This window comes from Planktotalea sp. (assembly GCF_018607995.1).
GTDB lineage: Bacteria > Pseudomonadota > Alphaproteobacteria > Rhodobacterales > Rhodobacteraceae > Planktotalea.
In genome coordinates this window covers 18847-40228 of record NZ_JABBAL010000017.1, presented here as the reverse complement: position 1 = coordinate 40228, position 21382 = coordinate 18847, and the positions used below count along the sequence as shown (strand labels likewise).

At 52.3% G+C, this 21382-nt stretch carries 22 protein-coding genes; 9 read left to right on the top strand and 13 right to left on the bottom strand.

The window, feature by feature from the left end; all coding sequences use genetic code 11:
- Positions 1–40: 40 nt before the first annotated feature.
- A complete protein-coding gene (gene ppsR, locus QZ280_RS06730) occupies positions 41–1453 on the top strand; it encodes a transcriptional regulator PpsR (protein WP_293441817.1) in 1413 nt (470 codons plus the stop codon).
- On the opposite strand, the gene QZ280_RS06725 is transcribed toward ppsR, so the two are convergent.
- The 4 genes from QZ280_RS06725 to QZ280_RS06710 form a co-directional block, all read right to left on the bottom strand.
- Positions 1450–2295, bottom strand: a complete 846-nt coding sequence (locus tag QZ280_RS06725; protein WP_293441816.1) for a cobalamin-dependent protein — start codon at positions 2293–2295, stop codon at positions 1450–1452. The genes ppsR and QZ280_RS06725 overlap by 4 nt on opposite strands.
- Before the next feature lie 415 nt (positions 2296–2710).
- Positions 2711–3316, bottom strand: coding sequence for a response regulator (locus QZ280_RS06720; RefSeq protein WP_293441815.1), 606 nt, complete (start codon positions 3314–3316; stop codon positions 2711–2713).
- Positions 3309–5600, bottom strand: a complete 2292-nt coding sequence (locus tag QZ280_RS06715; RefSeq protein WP_293441814.1) for an ATP-binding protein — start codon at positions 5598–5600, stop codon at positions 3309–3311. Before QZ280_RS06715 ends, QZ280_RS06720 begins: the two co-directional genes overlap by 8 nt.
- A complete protein-coding gene (locus QZ280_RS06710; RefSeq protein WP_293441813.1) occupies positions 5597–6253 on the bottom strand; it encodes a biliverdin-producing heme oxygenase in 657 nt (218 codons plus the stop codon). Before QZ280_RS06710 ends, QZ280_RS06715 begins: the two co-directional genes overlap by 4 nt.
- 230 nt (positions 6254–6483) lie before the next feature.
- Between QZ280_RS06710 and QZ280_RS06705 the strand changes: the two genes are divergently transcribed.
- Together QZ280_RS06705 and QZ280_RS06700 are read left to right on the top strand one after the other, a co-directional pair.
- Entirely contained in the window at positions 6484–7308 is an 825-nt protein-coding gene (locus QZ280_RS06705) for a bifunctional allantoicase/(S)-ureidoglycine aminohydrolase (RefSeq protein WP_293441812.1), read from the top strand.
- Positions 7309–7546: 238 nt separating this feature from the next.
- Positions 7547–7753, top strand: a complete 207-nt coding sequence (locus QZ280_RS06700) for a cold-shock protein (RefSeq protein WP_009829425.1) — start codon at positions 7547–7549, stop codon at positions 7751–7753.
- 94 nt (positions 7754–7847) lie between these two features.
- Here the strand turns inward: QZ280_RS06700 and bhcR are convergent, their stop codons facing one another.
- On the bottom strand, positions 7848–8675 hold the full coding sequence (bhcR, locus tag QZ280_RS06695) for an HTH-type transcriptional regulator BhcR (RefSeq protein WP_293441811.1): 828 nt from the start codon (positions 8673–8675) through the stop codon (positions 7848–7850).
- Between the two features lie 174 nt (positions 8676–8849).
- Between bhcR and bhcA the strand changes: the two genes are divergently transcribed.
- The 4 genes from bhcA to bhcD all read left to right on the top strand — a co-directional run bounded on the left by bhcA (position 8850) and on the right by bhcD (position 13194).
- Positions 8850–10016, top strand: a complete 1167-nt coding sequence (gene bhcA, locus QZ280_RS06690) for an L-aspartate--glyoxylate aminotransferase BhcA (protein ID WP_293441810.1) — start codon at positions 8850–8852, stop codon at positions 10014–10016.
- Positions 10017–10020: 4 nt separating this feature from the next.
- A complete protein-coding gene (gene bhcB / locus QZ280_RS06685; RefSeq protein ID WP_293441809.1) occupies positions 10021–10974 on the top strand; it encodes a beta-hydroxyaspartate dehydratase BhcB in 954 nt (317 codons plus the stop codon).
- Positions 10975–10986: 12 nt separating this feature from the next.
- Positions 10987–12147, top strand: a complete 1161-nt coding sequence (bhcC, locus tag QZ280_RS06680; protein WP_293441808.1) for a 3-hydroxy-D-aspartate aldolase BhcC — start codon at positions 10987–10989, stop codon at positions 12145–12147.
- A gap of 81 nt (positions 12148–12228) precedes the next feature.
- Positions 12229–13194 (top strand): iminosuccinate reductase BhcD, encoded by a 966-nt coding sequence (bhcD, locus tag QZ280_RS06675; protein ID WP_293441807.1) that lies wholly within the window; start codon positions 12229–12231, stop codon positions 13192–13194.
- Here the strand turns inward: bhcD and QZ280_RS06670 are convergent.
- The 6 genes from QZ280_RS06670 to puuE all read right to left on the bottom strand — a co-directional run bounded on the left by QZ280_RS06670 (position 13191) and on the right by puuE (position 17397).
- Positions 13191–13490 (bottom strand): DUF1801 domain-containing protein, encoded by a 300-nt coding sequence (locus tag QZ280_RS06670; protein ID WP_293441806.1) that lies wholly within the window; start codon positions 13488–13490, stop codon positions 13191–13193. The two genes, bhcD and QZ280_RS06670, sit on opposite strands and share 4 nt — an antisense overlap.
- Before the next feature lie 19 nt (positions 13491–13509).
- Positions 13510–13707, bottom strand: a complete 198-nt coding sequence (locus QZ280_RS06665; RefSeq protein ID WP_293441805.1) for a hypothetical protein — start codon at positions 13705–13707, stop codon at positions 13510–13512.
- A gap of 75 nt (positions 13708–13782) precedes the next feature.
- Positions 13783–14022, bottom strand: coding sequence for a hypothetical protein (locus QZ280_RS06660; protein ID WP_293441804.1), 240 nt, complete (start codon positions 14020–14022; stop codon positions 13783–13785).
- A 108-nt stretch (positions 14023–14130) separates the two neighbouring features.
- Complete coding sequence (locus tag QZ280_RS06655; RefSeq protein WP_293441803.1) at positions 14131–15459, bottom strand: nucleobase:cation symporter-2 family protein; 1329 nt, start codon at positions 15457–15459, stop codon at positions 14131–14133.
- A gap of 55 nt (positions 15460–15514) precedes the next feature.
- Positions 15515–15997, bottom strand: a complete 483-nt coding sequence (locus tag QZ280_RS06650; RefSeq protein ID WP_293441879.1) for an ureidoglycolate lyase — start codon at positions 15995–15997, stop codon at positions 15515–15517.
- A 2-nt stretch (positions 15998–15999) separates the two neighbouring features.
- Entirely contained in the window at positions 16000–17397 is a 1398-nt protein-coding gene (puuE, locus tag QZ280_RS06645) for an allantoinase PuuE (RefSeq protein ID WP_293441802.1), read from the bottom strand.
- A 145-nt stretch (positions 17398–17542) separates the two neighbouring features.
- On the opposite strand from puuE, the gene uraH reads away from it, so the two are divergent.
- A complete protein-coding gene (gene uraH, locus QZ280_RS06640; RefSeq protein ID WP_293441801.1) occupies positions 17543–17896 on the top strand; it encodes a hydroxyisourate hydrolase in 354 nt (117 codons plus the stop codon).
- A gap of 23 nt (positions 17897–17919) precedes the next feature.
- Here uraH and QZ280_RS06635 read toward each other — a convergent pair whose 3' ends face one another.
- Entirely contained in the window at positions 17920–18825 is a 906-nt protein-coding gene (locus tag QZ280_RS06635) for a LysR family transcriptional regulator (protein WP_293441800.1), read from the bottom strand.
- 96 nt (positions 18826–18921) lie between these two features.
- On the opposite strand from QZ280_RS06635, the gene QZ280_RS06630 reads away from it, so the two are divergent.
- The gene (locus tag QZ280_RS06630) at positions 18922–20178 is read left to right on the top strand and encodes a urate hydroxylase PuuD (protein ID WP_293441799.1); all 1257 of its coding nucleotides are present in this window, start codon (positions 18922–18924) and stop codon (positions 20176–20178) included.
- Here QZ280_RS06630 and QZ280_RS06625 read toward each other — a convergent pair.
- Positions 20175–21296 carry an FAD-binding oxidoreductase gene (locus tag QZ280_RS06625; protein WP_293441798.1) on the bottom strand — a complete coding sequence of 374 codons (1122 nt, stop codon included), beginning with the start codon at positions 21294–21296 and terminating at the stop codon, positions 20175–20177. The two genes, QZ280_RS06630 and QZ280_RS06625, sit on opposite strands and share 4 nt — an antisense overlap.
- Positions 21297–21382: the final 86 nt, after the last annotated feature.

Below are 21382 nucleotides of genomic sequence, written 5' to 3'. Positions count from 1 at the left end.
GCGTATTGGTAGTGAGAGCCCAATCAAAGGACTTCGATGAATGACGTCAGATGGTGAAATGTCTTGGACAGGCGGAGTGATCCCAGCGATCGCACCGGACGCTGTTGCGGGCATCGTATCTGGCATATCGGATCTGGCTCTTATGGTGTCACACTCAGGTCAGATCAAAGCCGCGCAATCAAGTGCGAGCCTCACCGCGCTCGATGATATGACATCTTGGATCGGTCGCCAGATCCAAGATTTTCTGACAGTTGAATCAGTCCCAAAATTCGAAAGCCGTTTGGCGCGATTTTTGGAGCAGGATACCGCAGTGCAACCGGTTCAGGTGAACCATGTAGCGTCTGAAAATAATGCCGAATTCCCTGTGCGCTACAGCTTTCATAGCACTGGCTCTGAAGACACGCTTCTCGTGCTTGGCAATGACCTAAGTTCAACAGCAGAAATTCAGCAACAATTGGTCGCCGCGCATATCGCGTTGGAAAACGATTACGAAGCTCAGCGCGAACATGATCTTCGCTTTCGTGTTTTGCTTGAATCTTCTGATCTCTCGACGGCTTTCATTTCAGTGCGCACGGGCAAGACTGTCGCTTGCAACTCTGCTTTCGAGACGATGTTCAGCAAAAATCGTGAAGTGTTGATTGGTGCCTCGTTTGCACAGGAGTTCAAAGCGAAGGGCAGGGGTGATCTGGTCGACCAGCTGGTCTCTGCTGCGTCAGAACAATTGCGCGCCGTGGTCGCCGTTAAAAGCGCCGACGAAAAAGTAAACCTAAGCATCAAGCCGACCCTCTATCGCGGTGCCGACGGCCCAATGTTGCTGTGCAAGATCAGCACGGATAGCGCACAAGATGTGCCAAGTGATCGGTTACAATCCCAGCTCATGGATCTTTATCATCATGGCGTTGACCCGATTGTCTTTGTCGAGGGTGCGGGCCAAATTTTAAGCGCCAATGATGCATTCTTGAACTTTACTGACGTCACGCATTCACAAAGCCTGAAAGGGCGTGCGATGATCGATTTCTTCAGCCGGGGTGCGGTTGATTTGAACGTTATGCTTGAAAACGCGCGACGCACTGGCAGTATGCGCCTCTATGCAACAAAGGTGCTCTGCGAACATGGCAGTGAGCGTGCGGTCGAAATCTCAACCACTCTGCTAAAAGCTGGCACATCGCATGTTTTTGCGATGATCTTGCGAGATAGCAGACGTGTCGAGACTGTGCGCACACCGATGCAGCAGATTACTGAGGTTGATATGCGCTCTGTGATTGAGCTGATTGGCGGTCATTCTTTGAAAGACATCGTGGCGAAATCAACAGATGTGATCGAGAAGATGTGCATCGAAACTGCGGTTGAGATGACATCGAACAACCGTGTCGCCGCCGCGGAAATGCTGGGTCTGTCGCGGCAGTCACTTTATGTGAAACTGCGCAAATATGGGTTGGTAAACAAAACCTAAGCCGTCGCGTGCTGATCCCAAAGATCGTTCAACTGTTTCTGTGCACTGACAATGTCGCTTCCGGTGCCAGAGAGCTCCATTAGATCTAAGATCGATTGCACGCTCTCAATGTTTTGACCGCTCACAAAGATTGAGACATGCGGGCAGTTAATGTTGAGCGCGACGACCAACTTCGTGAGCGCTTCGGTAGAATGCTCGCCGCCGATGGACAGGCCGATAATCCTGATATTTGACTGCTCGATCTCTGCGACCAAAGCGTCATGGCCCAAACCCACTTTGAGGGTGATATCCCAGCCCTCTTTACGAAAAAGATCTGCGGCCATACGCACGCCGAGCGTGTGATCTTCACCGGGGGTGGACGCGAACAGGGCGGTCTTGTGTTGGGCAATGGGCGCGGGTTCAAACAGATGTCGCATCCCGCGCATTATCGCGAATATACGGCCGGTTCCCAAAGTCACCTTGTTGAAATCTATGCGGTCTTCTTCCCACCATTCACCAAGGAGACGGGCGGCGGCGGCGAGGTGAGATAGATAAATTGCTTCCTCGCTTTGGCCCTCAGATCGCAGTTCCAAAATTAGGTTGGCACCTGCAAGTTCATCATTTGAAATCAGCGCCTCTGACAGCTTTTCCAATGTGTTCTGGCTCGGGGCGGCGACAACATTTTCGACTTCACTTGCTTTGGAGACGACCCTACGGATCACTTCTCGTGCGAGATTCGCGACAATTTCATCTGGCAAACGCGCTTTGAGTCGCGAAATATTCGTTTTGCTGCGCGCATACACGTCAAAGTGGAGCGCGTCATGCGCCCGCCCGTCTTGGGCCAAATTATGATTGCTGGACATTTACGATCCCTCCAAAGTCCTTGTATCCACGCGCCTTGTGAAGGCGAACTTCAACTCAATTCAACCGCGTTTTTGCGGTGTCGCTTTAAGACAAATCAAAGGGTGGCTAACCCTAAGACGTAATTATAATTGGGTAAATATTGAGAGTATTGTTGGACGGCGCAACATTTCGGTTTCCTGAAAGAAGCCGTCACGCAGGTTCTTCGAACACTCTATGCCGAGGGTCCCCACTCTCGACAATTCAGATTTGAAGCGCTGTAAAAAGCCGCCCATTCACCGCAAGGGGCGAAAATAGATAGGCAAAGACGTACAACTCCACACGGGTCTCGACGATCCCGCCAAACAAACACTAAAGGGTGCCTAAGTACAGTCACTAGTTCGGATAAATACGCACGTATTTATACGCATCTCCGTTCTACCCAACCATACGAATGAGATCGGCGATCCCACGCGCCTGCATCTTGTTGCGAATGCGCGAACGATGACCTTCGACCGTGCGTTGGCTCACGTCCAGCTCACTTGCGATTTCCTTGTTCAACTTACCAAGCAGAAGGTGATGCAACACTTCGCGTTCGCGATCGGTCAATTTTTCAAGTCGATCTGCGACGATCTTTTTGGAAACGATCGCAGGTCGCTTGTTAAACAGCAGCCCCGACGCGGTTTCGACAGCCTTGAGGATACGGTCCTCATTCGCAGGCTTTTCGATAAAGTCAACCGCCCCAGCGCGCATTGCTTGGACTGCAACAGGCACGTCGCCATGCCCTGTTACAACCACAATCGGGATTTTGACGTTCAGCGCGTTCAAATGCGTCTGAAGCTGAAGCCCGGACATACCCTGGAGACGCAGATCCAGCATCATGAATGCTTTTTTGGCAGGGTCGTAGTGGTCTAAAAATTGTTCGGCAGAAGTACACGCGATCGTTTCGAACCCATGTGCGGTTAGAAGTGCGCACAGAGACTTTGAGACGGCGTCATCGTCTTCAACAACATAGATTGAAAATTTGTCTGCGTCTTTATCCATTTTCATTCTCTAAAATTGGGAGCTGGAAAAAAAAGATAGCGCCCGATTGGGACGGTTCAAACCAAATCTTGCCGGAATGTGCCTCGATGATCGAACGACATAGCGACAGACCTATTCCCATGCCTTTGGTTGTTGAGGTGTGAAACGGCTCAAAGATGTATTTTGCAACGTTTGCCGGAATTCCAGAGCCACTATCTGATACGCTCACTTGGACAAAACCAGTCTGCTGAGCGACGCTTATTGTTAAGATCTGATCGTCAGAATGTTTCATCGCAGTGATGCTATTACGCGCCAAATTTAGTATGACTTGACCAATTTGAACCGGATCGGCGAGCACTTTTGAAATGGTCAGATCTTGTCGAACATTGACCTTAAGATTTGGCAATTGGCACGTCACTAATGCAAGATCGACGCCTTGCTGGATCACTTTGTTAAGATCGATGTATTCCGTGTTCAGATCGCCGCGCGTGATAAAATCTCGTATGCGGCGCACCAAATCCCCGGCACGTTCGGTTTCAACAACTGCGTCTTCGATCAAAACCCCTGCGCGCTCTGGGATCGTCACATTGGCGTTGCGCAGTTCTTGACGGCAAGCGCTGACGTAGTTCGCAATCGCTGACAGCGGCTGGTTTAATTCGTGTGCAATTGCTGAAGCAAGTTCCCCAAGAGAGTTGGCGCGTGCCGCATCGAGTAATGCGTGACGTAAGCGAATTTCCTCGGCTTCAGCTTGTTTCTGGGCTCTAAGTGCGATCCGTTTGCGTTCAAGGCTATTGAGTGCAAAGAGTGCGCGCCTGAGGATGCGCAATGCATCGCGAATGATTTCATCAAAGGGTTTGCTTCTGCCGCGTCGTTCCTGGCTCCAGAGGGCGAAAGACCCTCGGGGTGACAGCCTTTTAATCCCGTTTTCGTCGATGGTTTCAATTTTCTCGGGTTTGCCTGCCCAGTTGATCGTTTGATCATAGCTCTGCCGCAAGAATACTAGATAATCTTCACCATCATCGGACAAGTCCAAGAGAGCTGCGCCAGCTGCACACTCTTTTTGGTTCTCATCCATCGTAATGATCGAAGGCAGATGGTCTGTCGTCGCAATGCCTTCTTTTAATTCGTCAAAAAAGAAGGTGAAATCCAATGGTTCTTTTGGAACTTTGCCAACGTGCAGTACTTCGCCCCCGAGAACAAGACACATGCCTTGAACGTCAATCAGCGTCATTATCTTTGAGGCTTGTTCCTCAATCAGATCGCGCAATGCTCTTCCTGAACGAACTTGCTGTTCAATATAGAAAGCAATCTTTTCGGCTTGAATACCTGTACGCAACTGCGCTGTGTTCTCCAGGTTTTGAAGCAAAGTCGACGTAGTGCTCCCCAACAGTTCTGCAAAGCGCAGGCGGCTCGAAGAAATGATGCGTTTGCTGTAATGATGGCACGCCACAAGCCCCCAAAGCTCATTATTGGTAACCAAAGAAATCGACATGCTCGCGCCAACACCCATGTTGTTGAGGTATTGCACATGCATCGGTGCCACAGCGCGCAGTTTAGAGAAGGTGAGATCCAATGGCGCAGCAGAATCTGCATCCGCAATTTGACCCGATCGGCTCACAATGGGGACGCGGGCACTGTTGATATCGGGGATTGAGCGCATGACGTTTAACGTAAAATGACGTCGGGCAGGATCAGGGATGTCAGAGGCGGGGTAGTGCATGCCCAGAAAGCTGTCATCACGATTGGTGCTTTCCGCGATCACCTCGCCATGTTTGTCCTCTGCGAATTTGTAGATCATCACCCGGTCAAAGCCAATAACATCGCGGATCAAACGCGCGCTTGCGTCGGCGAGATCGTTTAGATCACCGGTTTTCAGCAGTTCGGAAATCACCGCTTGGCGGGACAATTCATCCTCCCACATAGGGGCAGGTGTTGGTTCAGGTTCGAAAAATTCAAATATGACATGGCCGTCATTGCCATGGGGCAAGCATTCGGCGTTGATCGTTGTTCCATCAGGGCGCTCGAAAGAAATGAACCAAGGTTTCAACAGCTCTGGCGTAGATGGCTGTAGTGACATTTTCTGCACGCGTGCGGAATTTTCCTCGCCAATCAAATAGGATAGGGGTTTTCCGAGGATCATCTCTGGAGTGAAACCAACGAAGTGCTCAGTGTTTTCGCTTACGTAGTCAATGTTGTGGGTCTTGGCATCGATAGCGATCAAAGCGCCATGAAGTTGTACCGCACCAATTAAGTGGATGGGTTCCTGATCACAGGCGGTTAGATCGACTTGGTCTGCATCACTCACGCAAAAACCTCGCGGGTGTCGATTGCCACGTTGTTGTGATCTATAGGGGCGAGCCAATCAGCCAAGGCTTGGAACGTATCATTGGCACCCTTTGCGAGATGACCAAAAGCTACCCCATTTGCTTCCAAGGTTTCGATGTAGTCGTTGGTCAATGACCAGCGGTTCTTGTTCTGGGATCTACACCACGCCCAAAAGTGTCGTCCATCGAGCACGTCTCCACTTAGCAAACGCTGCGCTGCGCGGTCGATTGGGGCGGCCCCTAGTGTGGACCCTTCAATCACATAAAGCACACCGCCAAGCGAGGTTTTTGAAACCACATTAAAGACGTCGTCGCACAGTGGCGCGTTTTTTATCTCGGAGGGACTAAAGCCTAGATCCAGCAGATCAACTTTCAAATGATGTGCCCGAGTCTCGTAGAAATAGGGTGATGCGTCATTACTCATGCCTGCAAATACTCTCTCAACCGCGCGTTCCAGAGGAACATAGAATCCATAAAACCGCAGAATGAGAGCTTTGTAGTCGTCAAATGAAATGGTGTTCTTGAACAGATCGACGAAGGTGGAATGATGATGCAGTTGTTCATGAACGTCGCGGGTTTGCACACGCAACCTGTCGCGTACTGTGGTCAGTTGCTTTGCACTTTGCTCCGCCAACGCGCCCACTCCTAATCCCTTATCCGACGCCAAGATAGTGCAAGGCCGCAAAACAACAAACAGAAATGTGCGCCAATTGGATAGTCGAAGTCTCTGCGCGTTCTAATTGAAAAAACAAAACGCCGGCCAGAGATTTTCAAATAATTCAGAAGGTTGCTTTAGCGAAACATATGCTTGGCGCTTGGGGGCTGACCCGTCAGGCTTATCGCAACACTTCTTTGGAGCCCGTCATGACAAAACGTACATATTTCGCACCCAGTGGCGGGCATCCGGGGCAGCAGGAAATGCTGACAAGCCAAGCGGTCTTTACTGAGGCTTATGCCTTCCTGCCTGCCAGCACGATGCGGGACATCGTGACCAGCTTTCTGCCATTTTGGGACAAAACCCGCCTGTGGGTGATTGCGCGTCCTATGACGGGTTTCGCGGAAACCTTCTCGCAATACATTATGGAAGTGCAGCCGGGCGGCGGCAGTCAACGTGCAGAGCTTGATAAGACTGCGCAGGGTGTTTTGTTCGTTGTAGAGGGCGAAGTGACTGTAAGTTTCATGGGTCAAAACCATGTTCTGCAAGCGGGTGGCTATGCCTATCTGCCTGCAGGGATGGAGTGGACGCTGATTAACGATTGTGCAAAAACTGCACGGTTCCACTGGCTTAGAAAGGCTTACGTCGCTGTTGGTGGCCTTGATGCACCTGATCCAATTATTGCGAATGAGAACGACATTGCACTAACTGTAATGCCGGACACGAATGGCGGTTGGGCGACGACTCGCTTCGTTGACCCAAGTGACATGCGTCACGATATGCACGTGACGATTGTGACACTTATGCCTGGAAATGTGATACCATTTATGGAAACCCATGTGATGGAACACGGGCTTTATGTGCTTGAAGGCAAGGCTGCGTACAAACTCAACTCTGATTGGGTTGAAGTGGGCCCGGGTGATTTTATGTGGCTCCGAGCCTTCTGCCCGCAAGCATGTTACGCTGGTGGACCTGGCCCATTCCGATACTTGCTTTACAAAGATGTGAACCGTCACGCGCCATTAGGTTTGTAGAAAACTTGGTTTACAGATCGACGCATTTTCCTGCTGTGGCGCGTGTTCCGATAATTTTTTAGCGTGCGCTGCTAACCGTAAAAGTCGAATCCCTTGCAAAATGGAGGTACCTTTCGTATATGACGGATGCGACGTTACCACTATCGACCCTACTGCTCCTCTTTTACGGCTCAGTTTCGATCTTGCACTGACTAGCCGACCTGCCGCATTCCGTGGGCAGTATATTAGGAGAATTACGATGGCTACTGGCACCGTAAAATGGTTTAACACTACAAAAGGCTTCGGCTTCATCGCGCCAGACGGCGGCAGCAAAGACGTGTTCGTACACATCTCTGCAGTTGAGCGTTCCGGCCTGACAGGTCTTGCTGACAACCAGAAAGTTACTTTTGACATCGAGCCTGGCCGTGATGGTCGTGAGGCAGCGATCAACATCGCTCTGGCATAAGTCAGTACCCTTTCGAGGGTTGTGAAAGTAAATTGTTAGAAAGGGCGCTTTGGGAACGAAGTGCCCTTTTTGCGTTGCTGGTGGTTTACGATGGTTACGAAAACTTCGCCCCGAGCGCGTTCGACACATCTCGCGCCGCAAGCATGACAGATTTAGCCAATGTCTCGATGTGATCCGTGCTCACACGGGTGGTTGGTCCTGAGACTGAGATGCCCGCAATCACCTCACCATATGCATCTTGGATAGGTGCTGCGATACAGCGCATCCCGAGGTTCTTTTCCTGATCATCAAGCGCATATCCGCGTTCGCGTGTGATCACCATATCCGCAGCCAAGCTTTCAGGCGTCGCCAATGTGTGGGGCGTAAACGTTTGCAACCCACGCGCGACAAAGCGTTTGAGGCGCGTTTCATCCATATGTGCGAGCAAGGCTTTACCGATGCCGGAAGCGTGCATCTCAGACAGCGTTCCGGGTGGGAAAAAGGCACGAATGGGGGTGTTGGTTTCAACCTGTGACATGAAGAAAACCGAGCCGTTCTTTTCAATCCCCAAGTTCGCTGTTTCACCAGTTTCCTGCATGAGCTTACGCAAAATGGGGCGCGAGACATCGATCAGACTGGTGCGCCGCAAGAAGGCAGACCCGATCTGATAGGCCTCTGGCCCAATGTGCCATGTTTGCGCCGTCTGATCCATTTCGGCTATACCATGCAACGCAAATGTGGTGAGCACGCGGTAGAGCGTGGCGGGAGATTCCTTCATAACGGTGGCGAGTTCACTGAGCGTCGCGCTTTCGATTTGAGCGAGTTCCTTAAGAACGCCAAGTGCGCGATCAAGGGATTTGATCGTGTTCTGCTCTGTCTTTTCATTGAACGCGCGTGGTCGACCACGGGTGCGGGGTATCTCAGAATCGGATGGTTTGGGCACGAAAATTACCTCATTTGGAATTTTATGAAATTAACATTCATAATATGAAAAAATCAATAGTTTGAAAATAAACAACTTTTTCTGATTTTGATGCATCTGGTGTTGTTTTCGAAAAAATTTCCAAGTGCGCTTAGGCTGTCTAACAAGGATACAACCTTTGTTAGGAGAAGCATCATGAGTTTTCAAAACCCTGTCTTCATACCCGGTCCAACGAACATGCCAGAGGAGATCCGTCTTGCGTGCCATATGCCTACAATCGATCATCGCTCGCCCGTCTTTAGTGGTATCCTACACCCTTGTCTTGATGGCGTTCGCCGCGTTTTGAAATCCGAGAACGCGCATATCTTTATTTTCCCATCGACTGGTACAGGTGGTTGGGAAACGACGCTGACCAACACGCTGTCCGTTGGCGATAAGGTCCTCGTCGCGCGCAACGGTATGTTCTCGCATCGCTGGATCGATATGTGCGAGCGTCATGGCTTGGACGTGCAGATTGTTGAAGCTGCGTGGGGCGATGGCCTGCCTGTGGCTGAGTATGAGGCGATCTTGCAAGCCGATACAGATCACAGCATCAAAGCTGTGCTTACGACCCATAATGAAACTGCGACAGGCGTTAAGTCTGATATCGCTGGCGTGCGCAAAGCGCTCGACGCTGCCGCGCATCCAGCGCTATTCTTTGTGGATGGGGTATCTTCCATCGGGTCCATGGATTTTCGCATGGATGAATGGGGTGTTGATGTTGCAGTGACGGGTTCGCAGAAGGGGTTTATGCTTCCTGCAGGTCTCGCGATTGTTGGGTTTTCCGACAAAGCGCGTGCTGCTGTTGAGACTGCCACGCTCCTACGTACCTTCTTTGATATTCGCGATATGGAGAAGGGATATGCTGCCGACGCGTTTCCCTACACGCCGCCAGTTGGTTTGATGAATGGCTTGAAACGCTCGATTGAGATGATCGAAGCGGAAGGGCTGGAGAATGTGTTTGCGCGTCATACTCGTATTGCGAAAGGTGTACGCCGCGCGGTGGAGGCTTGGGGGCTAGAGCTTTGCGCCAACGCTCCAGAGCTATACTCTGATAGTGTCTCTGCCATCCGCACCCCTGAAGGGTTCAATGCGACCGATATCGTGACCCGTGCAGATGAGCAGTATGGCATGGCGTTTGGTGTTGGGCTTGGCGAAGTTGCAGGCAAGGTGTTTCGTATCGGGCATTTGGGGATGTTGACGGATGCGATGATGCTTTCTGGTCTTGGCGTGGCGGAGATGGTGATGAAGGACTTGGGTCTTGATATCAAGCTCGGCTCTGGCGTGGGTGCCGCGCAAGAATTCTATCGGTATGGAGCCTAAGCAGATGTATATTCCTACGTTTGAAGACATGCTTGAGGCGCATGAGAGGATCAAACCGCATATCAACCGGACACCCGTACGCACATCGAAATTCCTCAATGAACTGACAGGTGCAGAGCTGTTCTTTAAGTGCGAGAACTTCCAAGAACCGGGCGCGTTCAAAGTGCGCGGTGCGAGCAATGCTGTGTTCGGCTTGAGCGATGAGCAGGCAAAGCATGGTGTTGCGACACATAGTTCTGGCAATCATGCGTCTTGCCTGAGTTATGCGGCAATGCTGCGCGGAATTCCGTGCAATGTGGTAATGCCGAGCACTGCACCGCAAGCCAAGAAAGACACGGTGCGCCGTTATGGTGGGATCATCACAGAGTGCGAACCATCTACAACCTCGCGCGAGGCGACATTCGGGAAGGTGCAAGCGGCGACGGGCGGTGATTTCGTGCATCCCTACAACGATCCGCGTGTGATCGCTGGGCAGGGGACTTGCGCGCGCGAGTTTATGGAGCAGGTCGACGGACTTGATATCGCCATGGCACCGATTGGTGGTGGCGGGATGATTTCAGGCACATGCTTGACGCTCTCGCATATGGCTCCTGAGGTGCAGATCATCGCGGCAGAACCTGAGCAAGCGGACGACGCCATGCGCAGTTTCAAAGCGGGATATATCATTGCGGATGATGCGCCCAAGACGATTGCGGATGGATTGTTGGTGCCACTGAAAGAAGGCACGTGGCATTTCGTGAGTAACCACGTGACCGACATTCTGACTGCGTCTGAAGAGGAAATCATCGATGCAATGAAACTGACTTGGAAGCATTTGCGCGTTGTAATGGAGGCGAGCTCGGCGGTGACGCTCGCCACGATTTTGAAGAACAAAGACCGGTTCGGAGGCAAGCGCGTCGGTGTCATTCTTACGGGCGGTAATGTCGATCTCGACACGTTGCCTTGGACTTTGAGTTAAGGAGATGATCCCATGAAAGATATCAATTTCGATGAGTTGGAAGTTGGCTACGATGTTCCCGCAGTGCCGGGCATGGACGCCGCTGATATTCAAACGCCGGCGCTCGTTCTGGACTTGGACGCGCTAGAGCGCAACATCAAGAAGATGGGCGATTATGCGAAAGCGCACGGGATGCGGCACCGTGTGCATGGCAAAATGCACAAGTCTGTAGATGTGGCGAAGCTGCAAGAGAGCCTCGGCGGCGCGTGTGGTGTTTGCTGTCAGAAAGTGTCTGAAGCGGAAGTGTTTGCGCGTGGTGGCATCAAGGATGTGATGGTCTCCAACCAAGTGACGGATCTGGCGAAGATCGACCGCTTGGCACGCATGCCCAAGTTTGGTGCGCGTGTGCTGTGTTGTGTGGACGATCCAGCGAATGTTGCTGATCTGTCTGCGGCGGCTGTGAAGCATGGGACGCAAATCGAAGCATTGGTTGAGATTGACTGCGGCGCTGGGCGGTGTGGCGTGACGACGACTGAGGCCGTTGTTGAGATTGCCAAGATGATTGATGCAGCTGATGGTCTGAAATTTGCGGGCATTCAAGCCTACCAAGGTGCAATGCAGCACATGGATTCCTATGCGGATCGTAGTGAGAAGACGGGTGTTGCAATTGGCATGGTGGAGGATGCTTTGGCGGGTTTGAAGGCCGTTGGTCTTGAGTGCGACATCATTGGCGGAGGCGGGACTGGTTCCTACTACTTCGAGAGCAACTCTGGTGCGTTCAATGAGCTTCAATGTGGTTCGTATGCATTTATGGATGCGGACTATGGGCGAATTTTGGACAAAGACGGAAAGCGTATTGACGAGGGCGAGTGGGAGAATGCGTTGTTTATCTTGACGACTGTGATGAGCCACTCCAAAGCCGACAAAGCGATTGTCGATGCAGGTCTCAAAGCGCAATCGGTGGATAGTGGTTTGCCCACTGTGTTTGGGCGCGACGATGTCGAATATCTAAAATGTTCCGATGAGCATGGGGTTGTTGGTGATCCTGATGGGGTTTTAAAGGTGAACGACAAGCTTAAGTTGGTGCCCGGCCACTGTGATCCGACGTGTAATGTGCATGATTGGTATGTGGCCGTGCGCGGTGGCAAGGTTGAAACGCTTTGGCCTGTGTCTGCGCGCGGGAAAGCGTTTTGATTTCGAATTGCTAAAGCAATCCGACCGAAGTGGGGGCTAGCCCCCACACCCTCAGGATATTTATGTAAATAGGAAGAGCATATGTGGATCGTACCGGAGCGAGAAATTGCAGATTTGTTGACGCGGGATGCGTCGTTTGAAGCGGTTGAGAATGTGTTCGCGGCGATGGCAGCGGGCGATGCGTATAATTTTCCTGTGATCCGTGAAGCGATTGGGCATGAGGATGCGCTTTATGGCTTTAAGGGTGGTTTTGATGGTGTTGGTGGATCGCTTGGTTTGAAAGCTGGTGGGTATTGGCCGCATAATTTGGAGAAGCGCGGGTTGATCAATCACCAGTCGACGGTGGTTCTATTTGATCCTGACACGGGCAAAGTCGCGGCGATGGTTGGAGGGAATTATCTGACGGCTTTGAGGACAGCGGCGGCATCGTCTGTGTCGATCAAGCACTTGGCACGCAGGGATGCCAAAGTGATGGGCATGGTAGGCGCTGGACATCAAGCGACGTTTCAACTGCGCGCTGCGTTGGAGCAACGGGAGTTTGAGAAGGTGATTGGCTGGAACTATCATCCCGAAATGTTGCCCAATATCGAGAAGGTTGCCAACGAGGCCGGTGTTCCGTTTGAAGCAGTCGAACTCGATGGCCTTGGTGAAGCGGATGTTGTGATTTCAATCACTTCTACCTTTGAGCCAACGATTATGACGGATCATATTAGTGCGGGCACGCATATCGCTTGCATGGGGACTGACACCAAAGGCAAGCAAGAGGTTGAGGCGGCGTTGCTCGAAAGGGCGCGCGTGTTCACAGATGAGGTGGCGCAGTCCGTCTCTATCGGCGAAGCGCAGCACGCGATTGCTGAGGGTTTGATCGCTGAGAGTGATGTCACGCAGATAGGCGCGGTGATCAACGGCACGCACGAGGGCCGTACATCGGACGATGAGATCACGCTGTTTGATGGCACGGGTGTGGGCTTGCAAGACCTTGCGGTTTCTGCAGCGATTGTGCGCATGGCGATCGAGCAGGGTGTTGCGATCGAGGTTGATTTCTAAAGCACCTGCATCAGGAAAAAAGCAACGTTTTTGTCGGCGACATCTTGCAATTGATATAACTTGAGATGGCGGCGCAGTTTACCTGACCCTTCAAGCACACCATCAGGATCGTCCAAATCTACACCTTTGGAGAACTCCAAAGAAACGTGGTCCTTGTAGGTGAAGATCCCGCCAACAAAGGTTTTGTCATCTCCCTCATTGGGACACATGACGTGGCCACCGTACTTGGGGGCAAGGCGCACATCGGGTGCGATTTCGCCAACAAGCTCTGCAAGAGCGTCTTTGATATCATTCATAGCGTGGCCTTTTCGTCGATCAACAGGGTGGGAAAACGTCGGCTTCAATTGCATCTATCAGATCAGTAAGCGAGGGTCTCAACCAGTCGCGTTCTTTTGGGGGCGCAATGGCGCGCGTTTTGAGACAGGTTTGAGGCGTGTAATAGTTCATGCGGTGGATCGCAGATCCCATGTGTTCAAAACTATCTTCAAAGATAACCGTATGCCTATCGTCCATAAGGCAGATCGAGCACTTGGTCGCGGTTCTACGGCACAGGGTTTTGAAGTCGGCAAGGGAAGGTTGGTCGTCGTCCTAGAATGTAACGACGTTGGCTTTGGTGTCATAGAAACCGGCTTCAACGGACAGCAGTATCAGATCAGTCGTCAGCCAAAACGCAGCACCGTTGTCGCGGAGTGTAACTTTGCCGGGGCGCTTGGCGAGTTCAGTTGGGACATCAAAATCAGTGGCAACATTTGTGCAGAATGAACTTTCGGCAATTGCAGGGGTTTGCAGGGCGATTAGGGTTGCGATAGTGAATGTGAATTTTTTCATATAGCTTCTCAAAAGTTGATGTCTCGTACCTATCAAAGTTTAATGGAAAAGCAAAAAGGCGCTCCGAAATAGAGCGCCTTTTCAAAGTGGTTTGTGAGTGGTGAAAGCTTATGCTTCGTCCATGTCCTTTGGCAGAACCAAGTTCAGAACAATCGCCATAAGCGCGGTCGGAGCAACTGCAGATGTTGCGAGTGTTTTCACAACGCCTGGCAAATACTGAACAGCAGTTGGAACAAGGTTCAGACCCAAACCAACCGCAAGGCTCACAGCGATGATGATCATCGTGCGACGCGTCATCTTCTCTTCTGCAAGAACGTTAAGGCCAGCGGCTGCAACCATACCGAACATCACGATCACACCGCCGCCAAGAACTGGCAAAGGCATGGACGCGATGATCGCACCGATCTTTGGAACCAAGCCACAGACGATCATGATCGCACCAGCAATGGTCACAACGTGACGCGACATCACTCCTGTCATACCGATGATGCCGACGTTCTGGCTGAAGGATGTGTTTGGAAGACCACCGAACACGCCAGCAACTGCCGTACCCAGACCATCGGCGTATGTTGCGCCTGCGATCTCTTTGTCGGTGGCTTCACGACCTGCACCTGCTTTGGTTGTCGCGGATGCGTCGCCCACTGTTTCAATCGCGGAGACGATGGAAACAAGTGTTACAGCGATGACTGCTCCAAGGTTGAACTCAAAACCATAAGGAAGCGGCTGAATGGATGTGATCCAGTTTGCTTTGTCAACGGCTGCGAAGTTCACCATGCCCAGTGCAAACGCGAGCGTGTAGCCAGCCAAGAGACCGATGAGGATCGCGGCCATGGACAGGATGCCTTTGGTGAAGAATTTAAGCACGAGGCTTACTATGATCACCGTCAGTGCAACGGACCAATGCTTGAGCGAGCCGAAGCTTTCTGCTTCCATCTGGAACGATGCCGCGCCGCCCGCTGCATATTTGATCGCGACTGGGATAAGGTAGAGGCCGATTGCCAGAATAACGAGACCTGTCACGAGTGGTGGGAACAAGAAACGCAAGTGTTGAATAACAGAGCCAAGCAAGAAGTGGATCACGCCGCCGATGATGCAGGCTGTGAGCGCAACTCCAAGACCTTGCGTCGCCGCGATGCCAGCAAGAACACCAACAAATGCAAAGCTCGTACCTTGCATAATTGGCAAACGTGCACCGATTGGGCCGACGCCAACTGTTTGGAAGAGCGTCGCGATACCCGCAAACAGCATAGCCATTTGGATCAGGTAAACTTGCTCTGCGCTACCAAATGCTAGGCCAGCGGCACCTGCAACGATGATGGATGGTGTGACGTTCGACGCAAACATCGCCAAAACGTGCTGCGCGCCAAGCGGAATGGCTTGGCCCATTGGTGGAGTGGTATTTGGGTCGCTGTATGCGCCCAGTGAAGTATCAGCCATTGGTATTCTCCCCTTCTTAGCTGTGAGTGTAGACCGCTTCTGCGTCGGTCCTTATTTAGCCCCTTACCACAATATGTGGGGTCTGGAGCAAAAATTCTTTCAAATTCTTTCCATCACCTATGCGATCAACAACGGCGAACTGTCCTGTGCCTGCGAGCGGTGTAAGCACGCCGTGCCATGTGCCTTTGTGAAAGTTGATGCCTTGTCCGGGTTGTGTCTCGAATGCGATGGGCGCGCCGGGTGTGCCGTTCTCATCAGGTGCGACGATAACGAGGAAACCATGTTCGCTCATCGGAATGAAGGCTTGGCTGCCGAGCGGATGACGCTCGACCAGATTGAATTCATAAGGCAGCGTGCGAATTTTTGCCTTGAAGAAACTAAGACCAGCGCGCCCTGTGCCAAAGTCCATCTGCGCGCGGTCATGGTAGCGGCCACATTTGCCCAAATTGATGATCATGTCGGGGTCACCGGTGCAGTCGATCAGATCGCCAAATGGCGCGAAAGCCTCTTTGGTGATTTGCTGGATTTGCATCTGCATGCTCACGGCAGGATATCCATCAGGCGGAAGTCGGCGATGCGTTCGACCTGCTTGCAGGCCTCTTTGAATTCCGTGTCGCGGTCGTTGTTGATGCGTCGGTTGAAGGCGTCAAGGATGCTCGCCTTGTCATGATCGCGCACGGCGATGATGAATGGAAAGCCGTGTTTCGTGACGTACTCAGAATTGAGTTTGGTGAAGGTGAATTTTTCTTCTTCAGTGAGGAAATCAAGCCCTGCAGCAGCTTGCTCTGACGTGCTTTCTGCTGTGAGCGATTTGGCCTGCGCGAGTTTACCAGCAAGATCAGGGTGTGCGGTCAGCACGCCAAGGCGTTGTTCTTCGGTAGCGCTTCTGAAGATACGGCAAAGCGCGTTGTGCAGGCCGATGGCTGTGTCATGGGTGCGGCCTAATTCTAGCTCAAACGCGCCTTCGGCGATCCAATGGGAATGCTCAAAGATGGAGCCAAATTTGGTGACAAAAGTTTCGCGGCTCATCTCGGAAGGACGCGCGTAACGCACATGGGGGTTTTGTGCCGCCCAGTGATCCGCAATTTGCTCGCGTGTGGCGAACCACACATCCTCGTGGCTGTTGGCATATTCAAGGAACTGTTGAAGCGCCTGCGCGCGACCGGGGCGTCCCATGAGGCGGCAGTGCAAGCCAATCGACATCATGCGCCCACCTTCCGCGTAGAGCACATCGAAACTGGCTTTTAGATATTCAAAGAAATGCGCGCCTGTGTTGAAGCCTTGCGGCGTGGCGAAGCGCATATCGTTGGCGTCCATCGTGTAGGGCACAACGAGCTGATCGTGTTCGCCGAATTCCATCCAATAAGGCACATCATCCGCGATGGAGTCAGCGACGTATTTGAAAGAGCCATTTTCAGCAGCAAGCTGAGTTGTGTTGCAAGAACAGCGCCCTGTGTACCAGCCGCGCGGGGCCTCGCCGACGACTTCTGTGTGCAGGCGGATGGCCTCTATCATGTCTGCGTTTTCGTCTTCGGCGCTCGCGTCTTTGTACTCAATCCACTTAAGACCATGGCTGGCGATTTCCCAACCTGCGTCCTTCATCGCGCGCACTTGAGCAGGGGCGCGGGCGAGGGCGGTTGCGACGCCGTAAACGGTGATAGGGGTGTTTTCCAGCAAACGATGGAGGCGCCAGAACCCTGCGCGCGCGCCGTATTCATAGATGCTTTCCATGTTCCAATGACGCTGATTTGGCCAAGCGGCAGCCCCGACGATTTCGGAGAGGAATGCCTCAGACGCAGCATCGCCATGGAGGATATTATTCTCGCCGCCCTCCTCGTAGTTCATCACGATTTGCACTGCGATTTTTGCACCATTGGGCCAATTCGCGACCGGTGGCGTCGCGCCATAACCTTGCATATCACGCGGGTAACGAGTCATTGCAGTCTTCTCCTAGTTTCCCTCTGATAAACCAGAAGATCAAAAAGTTTTTTCAAAAAAAGCAGAATGCACTATCGGATTGATCAAACTTTCGCTGTGATAGACAAACAGGCAAGTTTAGCAAGAAATTCGAGGAGTAACTGCGATGGCTGGATATTTGACGACACATGTTTTGGATACAGCGCGCGGTTGCCCTGCCGCTCGTATCAAAATCGCGCTGTATCGCGTGTCTGGCAATTCGCACAAGAAGATCGCTGAGAGAGTAACCAATGCAGACGGTCGCACGGACACGCCGATCCTGCCTGAGAGCGATTTTAAAATTGGCACTTACGAGCTGATATTCTTCGCAGAAGAGTATTTGCGTGATGAATGTGGCGTTACGGATGACCCGATGTTCTTGGGCCAAGTGCCGATCCGCTTTGGCATGAACGAAGAGGCGCATTATCATGTGCCACTTCTGCTCTCGCCTTATGGATATTCTACGTATCGAGGCAGCTAGGAAGGTTCTAAAGTGCGGTTCGTTCACCCCTTCACAGCCCCCTCCATCCGCTCGATCATGAATTCCATAAACAAGCGTGCCTTCGGATCCTGATGCCTACGGTGCGTATACAAACACGCCATTTGTACAGGCAGGGGAGGGGTGTCCTCTACAACCGTGACCAAAGCGCCCGACTCCAAATGTTGCGCGATCTCGAATACGGGGCGCAAAGCGATGCCAGCACCTTGCAAGGCCCAATCGGTGAGAACATCGCTGTCGTCACACTCGAAACGGCCTTGGACGTCGAATTTGCGGGGGCCATCGGAGGTGGAAAGCTCCCATTGGAATTCGCGCGCGCCGGGGAAGCGAAGGTTGAGGCAGTTGTGTTGGCCGCGATCAATTTCGGCACCTGATCTAGGATGACCATTCTCGGCAATGTAGGAAGGGGCGGCGCAGAGGACACGCTCACAATCGGCGATTTTGCGGATGCGCAGGTTGGAATCCTCTGGACGCCCTAGGAAAAACGCAATGTCGAGACCTTCGGCTGTGAGGTCGATCTTGCGGTCACTCATGCGTAGGCGGACATCAACGAGTGGAAACTCCCGCGTGAACTCCGGGACATTCGGTGCAATCAAGCGACGACCAACCCCCAAAGGCGCGGCGATATGCAACGTGCCACGCGGGTTTTTTGTAGCGTCGCCCACGCCTGCTTCGGCAACTTCAACCGCTTCCAGAACTGCACATGCGCCATCGTAGAATATGCGGCCTTGCTCGGTTGGGGTCAAAGAGCGCGTGGTGCGTTGGAACAGGCGCACACCAAGGTGGGATTCCAGTTGCGAGATGCGCGCGGAGGTGACAGCAGGTGAGATACGCTGATCGCGTGCGGCGGCGGACATGCTGCCAAGCTCGTAAATACGCACAAAGGTGCGAAGGTTATCGAAGTAAGACATTGTTTGGCTATTTTTGACACTCTTTGTAAAATGCAAATTATAGCGGAAAAATAGCTGGGTGGATAGTCTGGCGCCAAGGATAAGGAGACAGCATCAATGTATGATTTTGCAATACTCTGGGATTGGATCGCGTTTGTAGTGCGTTGGCTTCATGTGATCACGGCTATGGCGTGGATTGGTGCGTCGTTCTTTTTCATCGCTTTGGACCTCGGTTTGCGTAAAGCGTCGCATGCGCCCGAGGGTGTTTTTGGCGAAGAATGGCAAGTGCATGGGGGCGGGTTTTACCACATTCAAAAGTACCTTGTTGCTCCTGAAAACATGCCGGAGCATCTGATCTGGCACAAATGGCAGAGCTATATCACTTGGGTCTCTGGCGCGGCTTTGTTGATGATTGTTTATTGGGCTGGTGCGGAGCTATTCCTGATCGACCTCGCGAAAGCCGACTTGTCGGTGTTCATGGCGATCGTGATTTCTGCGGGCTCTTTGACGATCGGTTGGATTGCGTATGATTTCATGTGCAAATCAAAGCTTGGCGACACGCCGACGCTTTTGATGGTTTTGCTTTTTGTAATCCTCGTTGTGATGGCATGGGGATACAACGAGGTCTTTACTGGCCGCGCCGCACTTTTGCATCTGGGTGCGTTCACAGCGACGATCATGACAGCGAATGTTTTCTTTATCATCATGCCAAACCAGCGCATTGTTGTCGCGGACCTCAAGGCTGGTCGCACGCCGGATGCAAAGTACGGCAAGATCGCGAAATTGCGCAGTACACATAACAACTATCTGACGTTGCCTGTGATTTTTCTAATGCTCTCGAACCATTATCCTTTGGCATTCGGGACGCAGTATTCTTGGGTCATCGCGTCGCTGATTTTCCTTACGGGCGTTACGATCCGCCATTATTTCAACACGCTGCATTCCACGGGGAAGGGTCCGAACTGGACCTGGGCTGTGACCGTGGTTTTGATAATCATCATCGCGTGGCTTAGTACAGCCAACACATGGGATCAGGATTATGATGTGGCTGAGGCCCAGCCATTGTCGGCGCATCAAGAGATGTTGGTGGCCTCTGCTGGTTATGAAGAGGTGGAGAATATTGTGTTGGGGCGTTGTTCCATGTGTCATGGTCGAGAGCCAAGCTGGGACGGTATCCGTTGGGCCCCGAAAGGCGTTTTTTTAGAGACGCGCTATGATATCGCGCGTGCTGCGCGTGAGATTTATTTGCAAGCGGGGGTGTCCCACGCGATGCCGCCCGCGAATATTACAGAGCTGCCCGAAGAGGATCGCGCGAAAATCGTGAAATGGTATCGCAACGCGGGTATTGTCAATGTGGTGCAAGCAAGCAATTAAGACAAACGTGTAACCATAAGGTCATTTGGATCGACGCCTGCTAAGGCCAGCTCTGCCGCGGGCGCTTCCCCAAGTATTTCACAAGCTGCATAGGCGCTTAACGCTGGTGCCGTTTGAATGCCGTAACCACCCTGACCTGCGAGCCAATAGAACCCATCAACGCGTTGCGAAAACCCTGTGACGGGCGCTCCGTCAGCGACAAAACTGCGAAGCCCTGCCCATTTGCTTTCAATCCTGCGCACGCTGAGATCGAACGCTTTCTCGATGCGATCCACGCAGATGGCGATATCCAACTCTTCGGGCTGTGCGTCGCAAGGGGCAGACAGGGTTTCATCCGCGGGCGAGATTAATAAACGCCCCGCGTCGGGCTTAATATAGAATTGCTCTTCAATATCGATGGTCATCGGGAAATCTGGTCCAAGCTTATGCGGTGCTGCAATCATCGCAGCCGTGCGTCGCTTGGGCAGCAAGCCAATGTGCTCTGCCTCAACCATTTGACCAAGCTTATCTGCCCATGCACCAGCAGCGTTCACGACGATGCCAGCTTCGATGTCACGGTCCTTTGTGGTTATACGCCAGTGGGTGCTGTGCTGCGCAAGCGCCAGAACTTCGGTCTTCAACATCACTGTGCCGCCACCACTTTTGAATTGACGCAAGAACCCTTGATGCAAAGCGCTGACGTCAATTTCTTGCCCCGCATGATCAAGAAAAGCAGCACTTGCATAACCCTTACGCACCAGTGGATTAATCTCGCGCAAGCCGGGTTCATCGACAACACTGACGGTTGGATCGTCTCCCATTTGCGCAATCAACTTATCCAAAGCGGCGGTTTGATCCGCGCGAGAGATCATCATGATTTGGCGCGGGGAAAATAGTGGCCCATCGCTAAACTTCTCAGGGGGATTTTCGAAAAACGACTGCGAGGCACGGGCAAGGGCACGGATCACCGTAGGGCCGTAAGTAGGCGCAAAAATTGCGGCGGAACGACCGGTCGTGTGATAGCCCGCTTGGTTTTCCATCTCACACAGAACAACCCGTTTACCCGCTTGCGTCAAACGCGCCGCGACAGAGGCTCCGGCAATACCAGCGCCGATGACTGCGATATCAAAACTCTGCATACGTTTGGGCCCTCACGTGTTGCGTCGTTGAAAGGCATCATGCAATGCGCGTGCGTGCAAGCGTAAACTCTCTTGCAAAATGTGCC